General features: G+C 33.8%; 15 protein-coding genes. 9 read left to right on the plus strand and 6 right to left on the minus strand.

Annotation, left to right across the window (positions count from 1 at the left end; translation table 11 throughout):
- Positions 1 to 13: 13 nt before the first annotated feature.
- A complete protein-coding gene (locus tag FUA24_RS08795; RefSeq protein WP_148541449.1) occupies positions 14 to 1,363 on the minus strand; it encodes a DEAD/DEAH box helicase in 1,350 nt (449 codons plus the stop codon).
- A gap of 32 nt (positions 1,364 to 1,395) precedes the next feature.
- A complete protein-coding gene (locus FUA24_RS08800) occupies positions 1,396 to 2,283 on the minus strand; it encodes an aldose 1-epimerase family protein (protein WP_148541451.1) in 888 nt (295 codons plus the stop codon).
- Between the two features lie 79 nt (positions 2,284 to 2,362).
- Between FUA24_RS08800 and pabB the strand changes: the two genes are divergently transcribed.
- Positions 2,363 to 3,655, plus strand: coding sequence for an aminodeoxychorismate synthase component I (gene pabB, locus FUA24_RS08805; RefSeq protein ID WP_148541453.1), 1,293 nt, complete (start codon positions 2,363 to 2,365; stop codon positions 3,653 to 3,655).
- On the opposite strand, the gene FUA24_RS08810 is transcribed toward pabB, so the two are convergent.
- Positions 3,652 to 4,344, minus strand: a complete 693-nt coding sequence (locus tag FUA24_RS08810; RefSeq protein WP_148541455.1) for a hypothetical protein — start codon at positions 4,342 to 4,344, stop codon at positions 3,652 to 3,654. The genes pabB and FUA24_RS08810 overlap by 4 nt on opposite strands.
- Before the next feature lie 124 nt (positions 4,345 to 4,468).
- Between FUA24_RS08810 and tilS the strand changes: the two genes are divergently transcribed.
- The 3 genes from tilS (at position 4,469) to FUA24_RS08825 (ending at position 8,452) form a co-directional block, all read left to right on the plus strand.
- A complete protein-coding gene (gene tilS, locus FUA24_RS08815) occupies positions 4,469 to 5,779 on the plus strand; it encodes a tRNA lysidine(34) synthetase TilS (RefSeq protein WP_148541457.1) in 1,311 nt (436 codons plus the stop codon).
- Between the two features lie 87 nt (positions 5,780 to 5,866).
- On the plus strand, positions 5,867 to 7,489 hold the full coding sequence (ade, locus tag FUA24_RS08820; protein ID WP_148541459.1) for an adenine deaminase: 1,623 nt from the start codon (positions 5,867 to 5,869) through the stop codon (positions 7,487 to 7,489).
- Positions 7,490 to 8,452 (plus strand): YheT family hydrolase, encoded by a 963-nt coding sequence (locus FUA24_RS08825; RefSeq protein ID WP_148541461.1) that lies wholly within the window; start codon positions 7,490 to 7,492, stop codon positions 8,450 to 8,452. It abuts the gene before it with no gap.
- Here FUA24_RS08825 and FUA24_RS08830 read toward each other — a convergent pair.
- Positions 8,449 to 8,913, minus strand: coding sequence for an Lrp/AsnC family transcriptional regulator (locus FUA24_RS08830; protein ID WP_246147004.1), 465 nt, complete (start codon positions 8,911 to 8,913; stop codon positions 8,449 to 8,451). The genes FUA24_RS08825 and FUA24_RS08830 overlap by 4 nt on opposite strands.
- Positions 8,914 to 9,073: 160 nt before the next feature.
- Here FUA24_RS08830 and FUA24_RS08835 point away from each other — a divergent pair, with 160 nt between their 5' ends.
- From FUA24_RS08835 to FUA24_RS08850, 4 genes are all read left to right on the plus strand, one after another.
- Entirely contained in the window at positions 9,074 to 10,015 is a 942-nt protein-coding gene (locus tag FUA24_RS08835; RefSeq protein WP_222861340.1) for an NAD-dependent epimerase/dehydratase family protein, read from the plus strand.
- A gap of 19 nt (positions 10,016 to 10,034) precedes the next feature.
- Complete coding sequence (kbl, locus tag FUA24_RS08840; RefSeq protein ID WP_148541465.1) at positions 10,035 to 11,222, plus strand: glycine C-acetyltransferase; 1,188 nt, start codon at positions 10,035 to 10,037, stop codon at positions 11,220 to 11,222.
- A gap of 144 nt (positions 11,223 to 11,366) precedes the next feature.
- The gene (locus tag FUA24_RS08845) at positions 11,367 to 11,828 is read left to right on the plus strand and encodes a (2Fe-2S)-binding protein (protein WP_148541467.1); all 462 of its coding nucleotides are present in this window, start codon (positions 11,367 to 11,369) and stop codon (positions 11,826 to 11,828) included.
- A gap of 21 nt (positions 11,829 to 11,849) precedes the next feature.
- Positions 11,850 to 14,066 (plus strand): xanthine dehydrogenase family protein molybdopterin-binding subunit, encoded by a 2,217-nt coding sequence (locus FUA24_RS08850; protein ID WP_148541469.1) that lies wholly within the window; start codon positions 11,850 to 11,852, stop codon positions 14,064 to 14,066.
- Between the two features lie 62 nt (positions 14,067 to 14,128).
- Here FUA24_RS08850 and FUA24_RS08855 read toward each other — a convergent pair whose 3' ends face one another.
- Positions 14,129 to 14,995, minus strand: a complete 867-nt coding sequence (locus FUA24_RS08855) for a hypothetical protein (RefSeq protein ID WP_148541471.1) — start codon at positions 14,993 to 14,995, stop codon at positions 14,129 to 14,131.
- A gap of 16 nt (positions 14,996 to 15,011) precedes the next feature.
- Positions 15,012 to 15,737 carry a hypothetical protein gene (locus FUA24_RS08860; protein ID WP_148541473.1) on the minus strand — a complete coding sequence of 242 codons (726 nt, stop codon included), beginning with the start codon at positions 15,735 to 15,737 and terminating at the stop codon, positions 15,012 to 15,014.
- Positions 15,738 to 15,946: 209 nt separating this feature from the next.
- Here FUA24_RS08860 and FUA24_RS08865 point away from each other — a divergent pair, with 209 nt between their 5' ends.
- Positions 15,947 to 17,503 (plus strand): hypothetical protein, encoded by a 1,557-nt coding sequence (locus FUA24_RS08865; protein ID WP_222861341.1) that lies wholly within the window; start codon positions 15,947 to 15,949, stop codon positions 17,501 to 17,503.
- Positions 17,504 to 17,585: the final 82 nt, after the last annotated feature.

A 17,585-nucleotide genomic window follows, 5' to 3' on the forward strand; every position in this document is an offset into this window, starting at 1 on the left:
TTATCAACCACAATTACCTTTTTCTGCGCCTGTTGGCATTTTTATCACCTCTAGTTTTAGGTTTCTTATATTTTTTAGAGATTTCTCTTCTGTACTTTCCGCCTTGGTTTGTTTTTTGATTCTTTTCCTTTTTCTCATGAAATGCTGGTCCAGGAGCATCCTCGTCGCGTCTTTTGGTTGGGTTGTTACGTTCTCGTATTTGTGGGCGCTCCTCTTCAATTAATTCAGTAGAAATATCTACAATTTCTGGCAGTTCAATTAAAGGGATTTTCATGTCCATTAAGGCTTCAATACCTTCAATGGCATCTTGTTCTTTTTCTGTAGAAAATACTAAAGCTTCACCTTTTCTCTCAGCTCTACCTGTTCTACCAATACGATGCATATAGTTCTCAGGATATTCTGGCGTGTCAAAATTAATAACATGAGAAACATTATCTATGTCTAAACCACGAGCCATTACATCTGTTGCTATAAGAATCCGATGTTCCCCTTCGCTAAAAGCTTCAATACTACGTAATCGATAATTTTGAGTTTTATTGGAATGTATCACACAAACGTCATCTCTAAACAGCTCTTCAAGTTTATCAAATAAGCGATCAGCCATTCTTTTGTAAGCTACAAAAATCAGGACTTTGTTAAATGTTTCAGTATCACCTAATAAAAACTCCAAAAGATTTACCTTGGTATAGAAATTAGGAACGTCATACCTTTTCTGTGAAATGTTCTCTAGGGGTGTTCCCGAAACAGCTATAGAAACACGTTCGGGATTTCTAAAAAAATCATTAATTAATACATCTACATCTTGGGTCATCGTTGCCGAAAACATAATGTTTTGTCTTCTTTCTGGAAGCAGATCAAAAATATTAATTAACTGATGTCTAAAGCCCAGATCTAACATCACATCTACTTCATCAATGACTAATTTTTGAATAGATTTTAATTGTAAAACTCGGCTTAATGCTAAGTCATACAATCGTCCAGGAGTTGCTACTAAAATATCTAATCCTTCAGCAATAGCTTTTTTCTGAGTATTAATATTTGTACCTCCATATACACCTAAAACTCTGTTATTTATGTGCTTGGATAATTTTTCGATTTCTTCTACAACTTGTACAACCAATTCTCTTGTAGGGACTAAAACTAAAACTCTAGGGTTATCTTGTTTAGAGAATTTTAAATTTTTCAAGATTGGCAACATATAGGCAAAGGTTTTCCCTGTTCCTGTTTGCGCAATTCCAACCACATCTCTACCCGAACTTACAACATTAAACGCTTGTGATTGAATAGGAGTGGGTGTGGTAAACCCTAAATCATCTAGGGCGTTAAAAAGTGGAGTGTTTAAATTTAAATCTTGAAAAGTCACAACAAATTGTTTAGACGGCAAAGATACATTTATTATAAATGCTTTTTGTTGATTTCAATATAATAAGAAGCTTCAAACGTCTTATTAGCAGCCAAAGAAAGAATGCCTTCCTTTTCCGTTAATTCCTGATTGGTAGTATCATTATCTGTTATACCTAACCAAGGTTCTATACAGATAAAATCACCATTAGTCTTTGCCCAAATACCTAGATAATCAAAATCCTTATAGGCAACAGATAAAATATCGTCATTCTTAACACTTTTTAAGGTAACCTTCCTTGACTTTAAATTCTTAAAAATAAGAGCGTCATCTTCAAATAAACGATGCTCTAAAGGCAATGTTTTAGTGCTGTTTAAAATGCGTTTTGTATTTTGGGTAACGAGTCCGTTAGCTTTGTTAAGTAAATAAGTATCTGCCAACTCTTCATGAGCAAACTCTAAAGTGTAATCATTATAATTTTCATCAGAAAACACGGGACATTTAAAAGCTGGGTGACCACCAACAGAAAAATACAATGTTTTATCATCTAAGTTTTTCACTTCATGTTTTACTTCAATAGTATCGTCCTTTAAGGTATAAGATATGTGGAATTCAAATTTAAAAGGATAGTCTTTTAAAAGCTCTTGGCTATATCTTAAGGCATAAGTTAAATTATTGTAGGTGGTTTTAATCAGTTTGATGTCCGGATTATGCCTTATAAAACCATGTTTAGGAATACTATATGTCTTATTATTAAAAATGTATTTACCCTCTTTTAGCATACCAATAATAGGAAAAAGATTAGGCGCATGACTTCCCCAAACATCAGGATCTCCTTGCCACATAAACTCTGTGTTGTTCTTAATAGACCTAATACTGCACAGTTCTGCTCCAATTGGTTTTACCGAAATTTTTAGTAAATCATTTTCTAAAAGATGCATTTTAAAAGTCGTTTAAAGTATTACACAAAACTCTTAATTTTTTAAGTAAACTAATTAACTTTGCGCATAATTTTTTTTATTGAGAACGTCACAGATTTTTAAACCACGAAATGTTGAAGCTTTTAAAAAGCAATTATTGCTTTGGGCACAACAATTTAATGAGGTGGTTTGGTTAGATTCTAATAAGTACCAGCAAGACTACTCTAGTTTTGACGCTGTTTTGGCGGTTGATGCATCGTCTAGTATTCAAACCGATTATCAGAATGCATTTAAAAAATTAAAAGCATACCAAACAAAGACAAAAGATTGGATTTTCGGGTATTTAACCTACGATTTAAAAAATGATATTGAAGACCTAGCATCTTGTAATTTTGATGGATTGCGATTCCCTGATTTACATTTTTTTCAACCTAAAAAACTCTTTTTGTTTAAAAAGGATACAGTTGAAATTCAATATTTGAATTATTTAAAAGCGGAGATCAATAAAGATTTAGAACGTATTAATCTTCATAAAGAGGAATCACAATGTGAACGTTCTAGTCCGGTTAAAATAAAGCTAAGAATTCATAAAGATGAGTATTTTGAAAAAGTAAATACTATGTTGGGGCATATTCATCGTGGCGACATATATGAGGCTAATTTTTGTCAAGAGTTTTATGCCGAAAATACGGAGATAAACCCTTTAGAAACCTACTTTAAACTCAATGAGATTTCTACGCCTCCCTTTGCTTCTTTTGTTAAGTTTCATGACAATTATGTGGCCAGTGCTTCGCCTGAACGCTATGTTAAAAAAGTTGGCAACACGATCATTTCTCAACCTATAAAAGGTACAGCAAAACGTTCAAAAAAAACAAAGGAAGATGATATCTTAAAAACGAATTTAAGTAAAGACGAAAAAGAGCGTAGTGAGAACATTATGATCGTAGATTTAGTTCGTAATGATTTATCAAAAACTGCTGTAAAAGGAAGTGTAAAGGTTAATGAACTTTGCAAAGTCTATACCTTTGAACAGGTCCACCAAATGATTTCAACGGTTACCTCGCAAGTAGAAGCTAGTGTGCATCCTGTTGATATTATTGAAACCACATTTCCAATGGGAAGCATGACCGGAGCTCCAAAGATTTCGGCTATGGAAATTATTGAAAAGCTGGAGGAAACCAAGCGTGGTATTTACTCTGGAGCTATTGGATACTTTGCACCAAATAACGATTTCGACTTCAATGTGGTTATACGAAGTATTCTTTACAACCACACAAAAAAGTATATATCTTATTCCGTAGGAGGAGCTATTACAGCTAAGAGTGAACCCCTTAAAGAATACGAGGAGTGTTTGGTTAAAGCTAAAGCAATGCGAGAAGTTTTAGAAAACTAATCAATATGTTCCTTGAATTTGTCTTTTACCTCATTAAAAATGAATTCAACACGTTTTACTTCAATGTTTTTTACAATTGCAATTTCTTCAAAGCTTAATTTTCCAAACACTAATAAATCTATAATGTTAGATACGTTTAAAGGAATCCAGCTATATAAATTACCTAAGATTTGTTTGGATCTGTTGAGGTGCTGTTCTTCAATTTCAAAAGCATTTAAAACCGAATTATTCTTGTCATCGTATACAAAAAGATGCTTATGGTGATTGTTTTGTTTGTATGAAATATCATTTAAATCTTCGGTCATAACAAAATCTAAATCAGCATCAACAGTGAAGCTTTCTTCTAAATCATCCAATTCTTCTTCTAAAATGGACGTTGTACTTACTGTAGTTTTATGGAAAGCCTCTTTTTTAAAAAGTGTGTTTAAATGAGAAACCACATTTTTAAAAAGTTTTAGTTTAATGGTTTTAACATCACTATCAATATTATAACCTTCTTCATAATATTTTACAATTGCTTCGTCAATAATACCGTTAGAAGCATATAGTTTCTTTGGTATAATGCCAGTGGATTCTGCAATATAAAGTCTATGTTTAACAAATGTATGTAAATGCTGTGTTGCTCCTAGAACTCTTTTTTCAAAAGCTATTTTAGTCTTTCTATCGTTTAATTTGTCTATCGTGCACATAATAATAGTATTTTAAAATTATTGATTAAGGTACTCTAATTTTAAAACATGAATTATGATTTTTATCAGATGATAATAGAAATAGTAGCAATGTTTAACTTGCCAAAGTTGTATATTTGGAAACATGCTAAACAACTTTGAAGAACATATTTTAGGTAACCTTCCTTTCCTTAAAGATGGTAAATTACTAATAGCCATATCGGGAGGTGTTGATAGTGTTGTATTGGTACATTTATGTCACAGACTTGGTTTAAATATTTCCTTAGCACACTGCAACTTTAATTTAAGAGGAACAGAAAGTGATGGAGATGAACAATTTGTAATAGACTTGGCTAATAGTCTGGATATTGAGGCCTTTACAGAGAGCTTTGATACAGAAGGCTACTCCGTGTTAAATAAGGTATCTATCCAAATGGCAGCACGTGAATTACGCTATTTTTGGTTCGATGAATTAGCGCAACACTTAGGCTTTGATTACATCCTAACAGCGCACCATGCCGATGATAATTTAGAAACCTTTTTAATAAATTTTTCAAGGGGAACAGGGTTAGATGGTTTAACGGGAATCCCAGAGGTAAATAATAAATTTGTACGTCCGTTATTACCATTTTCTAGAGAGAATGTGGTGGATTATGCTAAAGAAAATAAGTTAGAATGGCGTGTTGATAGTAGCAACGCTTCTACCAAATATTTGCGGAATAAATTACGCCATGAAATCATACCCATTTTAAAGGAAATAAACCCAAGTTTACTTCAAAGCTATCAAGGTACCATTAATAATTTAAGCGATACTGCCGATATTATTGAAGACAGTATGGAACTCTTTTTAAAAGAAGCCATAGAAACGATTGAGGATAACAAAATTGTGTTTAAAATTTCAGAATTTAAAAAACATAATAATCCCAAGGCCTATTTATTTGAAGCGTTAAAGGATTACGGATTTACAGAATGGAACGATGTCGTAAATCTTTTAGATGCCCAATCTGGAAAATATGTGTTGTCTAACACGCATAGACTCATAAAACATGGGGAAACATTGTTATTAAGTGAGATAATTGCGGATGCTCTAGAAGATGTAATTATTGAGAATCTGGAACAAGACATAGAAACACCCTTTGGAGTTATGACGTTTTCTGAAGTTGAAACCATTTCACAAAATAACCCGAATACTATTTATATAGATAAAGGCTTGCTAACCCTTCCCTTAAGGATAAGAAATTGGGAAGTAGGCGATGTATTTTTTCCGTTTGGAATGGTAGGTAAAAAACGCGTGAGTAAATATTTTAAAGACGAAAAATTATCACTTTTAGATAAAGAAAGCTCTTTGTTATTATGTTCTGGAGAAGATATCGTTTGGATTATTAATAGAAGAGCAGATAATCGATTTAGAGTAACAGAAGATACCAAAGACATCTTAAAAATTGAATTAAAATAACCCTGTCATTCAGAAGGAGGAACGACTGAAGAATCTCAAAATTGATTTATCGAACGAAATCTTCATGAATTATAGTAAAAGTACAAAATGACTATTCAAGGAAACATAGTAGATATAAAAAGTAAACGTATTTTTAAAGGTGAAATTACTATTGAAAATGATAGGATAATAGCTATAGAGGAAAAGGAACATGATGTTAATAGCTATATCATTCCTGGGTTTGTAGATGCTCATATTCACATTGAAAGCTCTATGTTAGTGCCAAGTGAATTTGCGAAAATAGCTGTAGAACATGGTACAGTAGCAACAGTTTCAGATCCTCATGAAATAGCCAATGTTTGTGGCTTAGAAGGCGTTAACTTTATGATTGACAATGGTAAAAAGGTACCATTAAAGTTCAATTTTGGAGCACCTTCGTGTGTACCAGCAACCACTTTTGAAACAGCAGGAGCCGTTATAGATTCTGAAGCGATTAAAGAATTACTTAAAAGTGAAGACATCAAATACCTAACGGAAATGATGAATTATCCAGGGGTTATTTTTGATGATGAAGAGGTACACAAGAAATTAGAATGGGCTAAACATTTTAATAAACCAATAGACGGTCATGCACCAGGTGTAATTGGAGATAAGCTAACCAAATATATTGAAGGAGGCATTTCAACAGATCATGAATGTTTTACGTATGAAGAAGCCTTAGAGAAACTTCAAAAAGGCATGAAAATCCTAATAAGAGAAGGAAGCGCCGCCAAAAACTTTAATGCTTTAATTGATTTGCTACCAGATCATTTTGAAAATATGATGTTTTGTAGTGATGATAAGCATCCAGATGATTTAATGCTTGGTCATATAAACCAACTATGCTCTAGAGCAATAACAAAAGGAATTGATGTTTTTAAAGTGTTGCAAGCTGCTTGTGTTAACCCTGTAGAACATTACGGCTTAGATGTAGGGTTACTAAAAGAAGGCGATTTAGCTGATTTTATATTGGTTGAGGACTTGGTTAGTTTTAAAACAATTCAAACTTATATTAATGGAGAACTTGTTTTTGATAGAGGCGTTTGTAATATTCAATCTGTAGACTTTGAGACCATTAATAATTTTGTTTGTGAAACTAAAAATGTGACCGATTTTAAAGTTGAAGCAACTTCTGAAAAAATTAGAGTTATTGAAGCTTTAGAAGGACAGTTGGTTACAAATGAAGTTATTGAAAAAATTAATAAGGTAGAAGGGAACATAGTGTCTGATATAGAAAATGATGTCTTAAAAATGACAGTTGTAAACAGGTATCAGAATACCAATCCTGCTATGGCCTTCATTAAAAATTTCGGATTAAAGGAGGGGGCTATTGCATCATCTGTGGGTCATGATTCTCACAATGTAATTGCAGTAGGAACTTCGGATGAAGCAATTTGTAGAGCTGTTAATTTAATAATTGAAAACAAAGGAGGAATATGTGCTGTTTCGTCTTCCGAAGAAAAAATATTACCATTACCAATTGCTGGCATTATAAGTGATAAACCTGTTCAAGATGTTGCCAAGGCGTATCAGGAAATTGATGCTATGGCAAAACAGTTAGGAAGCACATTACATGCACCTTACATGACCTTGTCCTTTATGGCCCTATTAGTAATTCCAGCACTTAAACTTAGTGATAAAGGCCTGTTTAACGGTCAAGATTTTAAGTTTGTTCCTTTAGAAGTAGAATAGATGCCTATTTTAGAATCTTATTATAAACCATCTTTTGTTTTTAGAAACGGTTTTGTTTCAACTGTATACTCAGGTCTAGTAAGACGTGTAAATGGTGTTAAACAGAAAAGAGAACGTATAACTTTATCTGATGGAGATTTTATTGACTTAGACTGGAGTAGTGCAAAGGAAAAAACAGATAAACTTATTATTCTGTTACACGGTTTGGAAGGTGATGGCCAACGCCCTTATATGTTAGGTGCTGCTAAACTATTTAACGAAAATAAAGTAGATGCTGTTTGTGTAAACTTTAGAGGTTGTAGTGGTGAAGATAATACGCTGTTTAGAAGTTATCACTCTGGAGCTACAGAAGATTTAGAAGATGTTATTGCACATGTTATTTCTAAGAATCTGTATACCGAGATCTACCTAAAAGGTATTAGTTTAGGAGCAAATATGATTCTTAAGTATTTAGGCGAAAGAGATAATGTGCCGAATGAATTAAAGGCAGCTGTAACTGTTTCGGCACCCTGTTACTTAAGTGGCTCCAGTTTAGAGCTCCATAAATTAAAAAATAAACCATATGCCATAAGGTTTCTTAAGCACTTAAAAGGCAGACTAAACTTAAAGTTAGAAACGTTTCCTAAAGAATTGGCACTTGAAGATTTTAATGCAATAAAAACATTAAAAGACTTCGATGATATTTATACATCTCGGGCGCACGGTTTTAAAGATGCAGAAGACTATTATGCAAAAAGTAGTAGCCTTCAATTTATACCTAACATAAAAGTACCAACATTGATTATTAATGCGTTAAATGATTCATTTTTATCACCCGAATGTTTTCCTGTAAAAGAAGCCAAATTAAATCCTAATGTCTATTTAGAAATGCCAGATTACGGAGGGCATGTGGGCTTTATAGATAAGAATAATATCTACTATAATGAACACAGGGCTTTGGAATTTATTAGTAAAGGCATTTAAATGTAAAACTCGGAAGACTGTTTAATATCCTTTAAAACGAATGTACTATTTAGTACACCAATATTATCAATTTTTGAGAGCTTATATTTTACAAAATTGTGATAATCCTCTAGATCTTTGGTGTTTATTTTCAAAATGAAATCCACTTGTCCAGCCATGTGGTAGCACTCTTGTACTTCCTCTAAGTTTTGTATTTGTTCTTCAAAACGCTCAATGAATTCCTTGCTGTGATATCTCATAGATACTTGGCAAATGGTGGTTACAGAGCGTTCAATAAGCTTTTTGTCTAAAATAGCCACGTATTTTTGTATATACCCTTGCTTTTCAAGGCGTTTAATACGTTCGTAGACAGGAGAAGTAGTTAGGTTTAAGGTTTTTGCAATCTCCTTGGCAGTTTTCTTTGAGTCCTTTTGTAAAATCCGTAAAATGGTTAAGTCTGTATGGTCTAAATGCTCCATCATATGGCCATAAAATTTATTGTTACACTATATTTTTCTGATAAGATTAAAGTAATTTAATCTGAATATATTTTAATTAAAAGTGAAAATTACTTAAATTATATGTAATTTTTATAATTATACCCGTATTATTTAATTTTGTAAGATATAAATACTTAATGATATGGTCTTAGTGATTGGTGCAAACGGACAATTGGGTACAGTGCTTACTACAGCTCTGAAAGAGAGGTATGGAGATGGCAATGTCCTGGCTTCAGATATTGCTAAAAGAACCATTAATACTGGTTTATTTGAGATTATTGATGCCACTAACTTTAAGTTGTTAGATGACATTGTAAAAAAGTATAAAGTCACACAGATATATCATTTAGCGGCTATTTTATCTGCTAACGGAGAAAAGAACCCAATTTTAAGTTGGGAAATTAATACCAAAACTTTACTTAATGTTTTAGAAGTTTCCAGACTCAATGCTGTTGAAAAGGTGTTTTACCCAAGTTCCATAGCGGTCTTCGGACAAAATGCGCCTAAAGAAAATACACCTAATAACGCTTTTTTAGACCCAGAAACGGTTTATGGTATTAGTAAAGTAGATGGCGAGAATTGGGCGCAGTACTACTACAAAAAATACAATTTAGACGTACGTTCATTAAGATATCCTGGGGTTGTGGGATACCAGTCTTTACCTGGAGGAGGGACAACAGATTATGCCGTAGATATTTATCATAAAGCGGTAATAGGTCAAGAGTTCTCTTGTTTTTTAAAGGCAGATACCAAACTACCTATGATTTTTATTGATGATGCTATACGAGCTACTATTGAACTAATGGAAGCCCCAAAGTCACAAATAAAAATTAGAACATCCTATAATATTTCTGGTGTTAGTTTTACGCCAAAAGAAGTTGCAGAGGCTATTAAAAAGAACATCTCAGATTTTAGTATTACTTACAATCCAGATTTTAGACAAGGTATTGCAGACAATTGGCCCGAAAGCATTGATGATACTAAGGCAAGAGAAGATTGGAATTGGAAACCGAAATACGACCTGAGTGCCATAACCGAAATCATGTTGGAAAAACTAAAGGAATACTACCAACAAGCCATTTAAATCTTAAAAACATTACACTATGTACACAAATATAAAAGCACAATTACAACAAGAAATTGAAGATATAAAGGAAGCTGGGTTGTATAAATCTGAACGAATTATTACTACACCACAGGGTTCGGAGATTTCAACAACCAAGACCCCTGAAGTGTTAAATTTCTGTGCCAATAACTATTTGGGACTATCATCTCACCCAGAAGTCATAGAAGCTGGTAAGCAAGCTATTGATAGTCATGGTTATGGCTTGTCTTCAGTAAGATTTATTTGTGGTACACAAGATATTCACAAGGATTTAGAACATAAAACGGCTGAGTTTTTGGGAATGGAAGACTGTATTTTATATGCAGCAGCTTTCGATGCTAATGGCGGAGTGTTTGAACCTATTTTAACTGCTGAGGATGCTATAATTTCAGATGCGTTAAACCATGCATCAATAATTGATGGCATTCGTTTATGTAAGGCCCAAAGGTTCAGATACGATCATAACAATATGGAAGCCTTAGAGGCTAAATTAATTGAAGCTAAAGATGCAAGACGAAAGTTGATCGTTACGGATGGTTCTTTCTCTATGGATGGTACAATTGCTCAGTTAGATAAAATTTGTGATTTAGCCGATAAGTACGGGGCTATGGTAATGGTTGACGAATGTCATTCTACAGGTTTTATGGGTGCAACTGGTCGTGGTACTCATGAATACAGAAATGTAATGGGCAGAGTAGATATTATTACAGGCACTTATGGAAAAGCATTAGGCGGGGCGTCTGGAGGCTTCACTGCTGCTAGAAAAGAAATAGTAGATTTATTAAGGCAACGCTCAAGACCTTATTTGTTCTCTAATACGGTGGCACCCTCTATTGTAGGAGCTTCAATAAAAGTACTAGATATTTTAAGTAGTTCAACACATTTAAGAGACAAATTAGAAGAAAATACAAAATACTTTAGAACAGAAATGACTAACGCTGGTTTTGATATTGTCCCTGGGGAACACCCAATTGTACCAGTTATGTTATACGAAGCCACTTTGGCACAAGATTTTGCTGCAAAATTACTTGAAGAAGGTATTTATGTAATTGGCTTTTTCTATCCCGTAGTTCCAAAAGGAAAGGCTAGAATACGCGTACAATTATCTGCTGCTCATGAAAGATCTCAATTAGATAAAGCAATACAAGCATTTATTAAAGTCGGCAAAGCACTTAAAGTTATATGATTCTAATTAACGTGAATTATCCTTCAAAATAACCTTAGAGGGTAATTTTATTGGTGTTAAGGCTAATTTACATTTAGTTAAGTGCTTGTTAAAGTTCTATGTTGGTACCAGATTTTTAGTAATTTGAAATCCAAACAAGAAACTATGCCAACATTTAACTTAAAAATTAACAACGAGAGCCATACTGTTGAGGCAGATATGGACACGCCCTTATTGTGGGTCTTAAGAGATAAAATTAACCTTGTAGGTACCAAATTTGGCTGTGGAGTTGGTCAATGCGGTGCTTGCACCATCCATGTAGATGGGAATGCCATGAGAAGTTGCTTATTACAGGTGTCTCAGGCGGAAGGTATGAATATAACAACTATAGAAGGTCTTTCTGAAAATGGAGATCACCCAGTTCAACAAGCATGGAAAGAGGTTGATGTGCCACAATGCGGGTATTGTCAAGCAGGTCAGATAATGACCGCTTCGGCTTTTCTGAAAAATAATCCTAACCCATCAGAATCTGAAATTAGGAATGCAATGCACGGTAATATCTGCAGATGTGCAGCTTATAACAGTATTGAAGAAGCTGTAAAAGTTGCAGCAGATAAAATAAGTTAATCAACCTAATTTGTAAAAAAGATGATTTCAGAAAATAAAAACACATTTAGTAGAAGATCATTCATAAAGGCTTCTGCCCTTGCTGGTGGAGGTATTATGATTGGGTTTAATTTATTTCAGGCTTGTAAGGAAAATGTTGAGGTACCTATAGATTTAAGTGCTTTAAACTACAACGATTTTAACGCATTTATTAAAATTTCTCCTGAAGGAAAAGTGACAATTTTTTCACCTAATCCAGAAATTGGACAAGGTGTAAAAACATCAATGCCGATGATTATTGCCGAGGAGTTAGAAGTTAACTGGAACGATGTTTATGTAGTACAAGCACCATTAGATACCAAAAATTATACACGACAAGTAGCTGGAGGAAGTCAGTCTATACGTCATGGATGGACTGCATTGCGCCAAACCGGAGCTACAGCAAAACAAATGTTGGTAAATGCAGCTGCGGCCAAATGGGGAGTAGATGCTTCGGAGTGTACAGTTAACGATGGGGTTATTACCAATGCAAAAGGAGAAACTTTAGGTTATGGAGATGTAGTTACTGAAGCTGCCGCTTTAGAGGTACCTGAGGAGGTAACTTTAAAGGATCCTAAAGACTTTAAAATTATTGGTCAAGGTAAAGGAAATGTAGATATAGATAGAATAATTACTGGTAAACCCTTATTTGGTTTAGATTATAAGGAAGAAGGTATGTTATACGCTTCTGTATTAAGACCACCTGCTTTTGGTCAAGTGCTAGAATCTTTTGATGATTCTGGAGCAAGATCTTTACCAGGTGTTGTAGATGTTATTACTATTGGAAAGAAAATAAGGGACTTCAAGGAAGCAGGTAAGAAGAATTGGTCTATGCAAATGAGTGGATCAGATAAGGTTGTTGTTCTTGCAAAAACCACTTGGGATGCTTTTAAAGGTAAAAAGGCTATAAAAGCTACTTGGAAAACTGAAACACCTCTAGAGAGTACGGAGATGCATGATAAAGTTTTAACCGACTTACTTGATGGTAAAAAGTTTAAAACGCGAAGAAAAGATGGCGATATAAAGAAAGCTTTTGCAAACGCCGATAAGGTGATTGAACGTGTTTATGAGTCGCCTTTCTTACCACATAACACACTAGAACCAATGAACTTTTTTGCTAATGTTACTGACGAAAAAGTACATTTGGTTGGTCCTGTACAAACACCAGAATCTGCAGAAACTGTAGTTTCGGAATTATTAGGAAGAGACAAAAAGGATATTCATGTAGAAATGACTAGAATGGGAGGTGGATTTGGAAGACGATTATATGGAGATTTCGTTTATGAAGCGGCCGAAATATCAGATGCTGTTCGTAAACCGATTAAAATGGTATCTTCAAGAGAAGACGATATGACTACAGGAGTTTACCGTCCGTCAACGAAATATAAAATTGCAGCTTCTATTAAAGATGGTAAGGTTACAGGGTATTACTTAAAAGAAGCCTGTATCAACGGAAATATGTATGGTTTAATACCAAACTTTTTCCCTGCTGCGGCTATTGAAAACTATCAAGTAGATACAGCAAATTATAAAAGCAATATAACAACAGGTGCTTGGAGAGCCCCCTACACTAATTTCTTGGCAAGTGCAGAACAAAGTTTCTTTGATGAGCTAGCCGAAGAATTGGGAGTAGACCGTGTGCAGTTACATATGGACTTATTGGATAATGCGAAGAAAAATCCAAACCCGAATATAGAATACAGTCCAGAACGTTTGCAAGGTGTTCTTAAACTTGCTGTTGAAAAGTCTAATTGGGGTAAAGCGGAAGAAGGTGTTTATCAAGGTTTAGCAGTATATTATTGTCATAATACTCATGTTGCCGAAGTTGCAGATATAACTATGGAAAATGGTGTGCCTAATGTTAAAAAGGTTACCTGTGCTATAGACTGTGGTATAGTTATTAACCCCTTAGGTGCCATGAATCAGGCTAGAGGAGGTGTAATTGATGGTATTGGACACTCTATGTATTCCGATTTCGGATTCACAAATGGTGTTCCTCAATCTAATAACTTTAATACGTATCAATTAATACGAATGGGCCAAACACCTAAAGTAGATGTTCATTTTGTTGAAAGCGATATTGATCCAACTGGTCTTGGAGAACCTACGCTACCGCCAGTAGGAGGTGCTGTAGCCAACGCCATTTATAAAGCTACTGGTAGCCGCTTAACAAAACAACCCTATATGAATAATTTACAATCTAAAAAGGTTGTGGGTTAATTTATAAGGAGTAATAAGAATAAAAAAGCGAGCTCATAGAGCTCGCTTTTTTATTGACTTACTTATATTTTATTACCGAGGAACTTCTTAAATTTTACAGGGCTACCATCTTCATCACCTGTAATTAGGTAATATACCATGCCAGCATCGGAAATATCAGCTCTAAATTCCTTATGCTTTTTCATGCTTTCCCAAAGCCATACAAAATCTGGATTGTCATGGTCTCTCAACCAATGCCATACAGTCCAATCATGTAAAGAGCTCCAACCTTCATTAGGATTATTTTTATTGTTTTGATCTTTAATACGTTTAAATTTTAGTCTATTCCCACTAAGCTCAATCACTTGTTTTATAGTATGATGATTAGGTCTTCTTAGATGATTGTCATTATAATTGCTGTGTGAAATAATATAAACATATGAGAGGGCATCTGCATTACCTTCCTTTATGACTTGTTCCACCGCTTGATAAAGAAATTCCGAAGGTCCCATGTTTATAAAATAAAGAGGATCTTCTTTTGAAGATTTCTTTAACTCCTTAGTTAAATGTTTTAATGCTTGCTTTTTGTGGGTACCAACATCAAAAAAAAGCTTTTTATCAAAATCCCATCGTTTAATAGAGCCATCAACACCTTCCTTCATATAGTTTCTCACGGTGGTATGTGGAGGAGAAGGCATAAAATTATTATACGAATAATGCACTAACTTATTCTGAAGGTTTCGTTTTGCTAAAATAGCCAGAGTAGCGGGCGTTGCTCCCCAATCATCTGGATCAGCATAATTATATCGTCCAGTATATTCCAAGTCCGGTTGCGCGTTTCCATCTGCGCTGCATGCTATTCTGTTATTGTCATATTCAGGTATTTGAGCTAAAACCAAATTAGGAATTAAAGTTAAAGTAAAAATTATGTTTAATAATAAAGGTCTCATATAAGTGTTAATTGGTTTATTCACAGGTTACTGCTTCCGAAAGTGTTTTAGATTTTTCTTTAGCATCATCATCTGGCATTCCCGTAGAAAGTACAAGTTTATCTAATTGCAAGAATTCTGATCTCGCACAGATTTTAAGGGTATATTCACCAGCCTCGGGGAATTTGGCACGCATCCAAGAACTGGCTTTTGGGTTATGTAAATCTAGTGCTCCTCCATAAGTGAAATCTACCTTTCCTCTACTTACAAATTTTTCATAATGTGTTAATTGGTAATCTGCACCATTACGTTTGCCATAACCTATATCTCCTGGGAAATAAATCCATATGTCGTTAGATTTGTCCCCTTCCGCTTCATCTGGTTGTCTCATGTACCATCTTACCAAGTACGTGGCTGCAGCATCAACTTTAAATTTTATGGTAATTTCATGATCTAAATTTTGAGTTTGGTAGCTATTGGCTCCGTAATATTCAATGTATTTACCGCCTGAAGCTTTTTCATCATCAACCACACGCCATTTACCTTTTAGGTCAAAACTTTCACCTTCAATAATTAATAAACCATCTTTATTGGTTATGAGGCAAACTTCTTCTTCTTCTTCTTCCTCCTCTTCCTCCTCTGGTACTGGAGTAGTGTCTTCTATTTGAGAAGTGTCATCAGAATCATCCGATGCGTTATTTGTGCTGCATGAGAAAAATAGTAGTGTTAAAGCAACAAGTAATAATGCGCTAATTTTTTTCATAATACTATAAGTTTGAATGTTTTTTTAGAGGAACAACTAAAGGAAAATATAGTTGCCTCATTTAGTTTAGTTTGGTAATGGGCTAAGTTATAAAAAGCCCGTGTTTAGGCCTTTAAAAGCACTTTACAATAACTTTACTGTTTTTAAAATAATATATGTTAATACTTTACAGCGGGTGCTCTATGAATTTAAATTGGTACATTGGCATTATGAAAAGATATCTGTGTTTTATTTTTTTATTCAGTGTGTTTTTTGCTAGTGCTACAATGACAATAGGTCGTCTTGATTTACAGAAAAATGCCGAAATAACATTTACTGCAAAAGAGTCTCTTGATAAACAAACGGACTCTTTAAAAACAGTGCGTTTTTATTTAGAAAGATCCGATTTAAATAAGAATAAGGGACTGTATGCTAACGCTTACGAAGATTTATGGTTAGCCTTACTTTTAGCTGAAAAAGAAGGCGATAAAAAAGTCCTAGCAACAATACATGATGAGCTAGGTGTGCTTTACGGAATTTATGGTAAACATGCTAAGGCTATTCATCATAAAAAGCAGTCTTTGAGATATATTAAAGAAGGAACATTTAGTAAAAGAAAGGATTTTGGAAGTTTAGTAAGCGCCTATTTCAATTTAGCTGTTCAGTACAGAAAAGCAGGCGACTTGAATAATGGACTGGTTTACTTAGATTCCTGTAAGTTGATGGAACAGACCAGAATGAAAAATGTCAAAGAAAACCCTTTTATTCTTTCTGAAAAGGGAATTATCTTTTTACTTAAATATGATGTAGTACAAGCAGAATCATATTTAATACAAGCAAAAGATATTTTTGAAAAAAATGATAAAAACTACCTCGTTATTATTTATGCATTCTTAGGAGACTTGTATACCTTAAAAGATGACATTGATAAGGCAATACACTATTATGAAAAGAGTTTGAATAGGTTACAAATTTCTAATACACACACCGATTTCAAGACAGATGTGCTAAACAAAATAGCTACTTTATACAATAAGAAAGGAGAATTAAAGAAAGCCTATTTTTACCTAGATAAATCTACAAAGATATCGGACAGTTTGTTTGGCGTTCGCACTAAAGTTAATGGTCAACTTTTTGAAATTAAAGATAAGTATCAAGAAGCAATGGCTGCAAAAGATAATTATATAAAGGAGCAGCAACATATTATTGAAAAGAAAAAAAGGGAACAAACCCAATTGCTTTTTGTTATGGCGGTAATAGTTTTTGGCTTGGTCTTTTTGGCTATACTGTCATATCACAGATCTAAAGTGCGGAAGTTAAAAACGGAAAAAGAAAGCGCAGCAATTAAGATTAAACACGATAAAGAAAAGTTAAATGCAATACTAGAAACTAAAAGTAAGGAGTTAACGGTGTCTGCGCTTCAATTAATCGAAAAAGATAAAAACATTGAAATATTACTGGAAGCTTTAAAAGATAATTCCTCTGGTAAGTATGGTGAAATACAGAGCAAAGTAGTTAGAGGAAATAAAGACCTTTGGGAAAGTTTTAATTTAAGATTTACAGAGGTTAATACAGATTTTTATAAAAGGCTTGTAAAGAAACATGCTACTTTAACGCCAACAGAGCAGAAACACTGTGCACTTATAAAGTTGAAATTTGATAGTAAAGAAATGGCTAAACTTCTAAATATTTCTGTTAATAGTGTGCATATCTCAAGGCACAGAATTAGGAAGAAAATAGGACTTACCAGAGAGGATGATTTAAGTAATTACATTGCCAATATTTAAGTTATATTAGAACACTTAAGTTGTTTTTTAAACAATTTTGACACTAAAATTACAAATTAGTTTATAGATTTGTTAAAATAGT

The organism is Seonamhaeicola marinus (genome assembly GCF_008085455.1).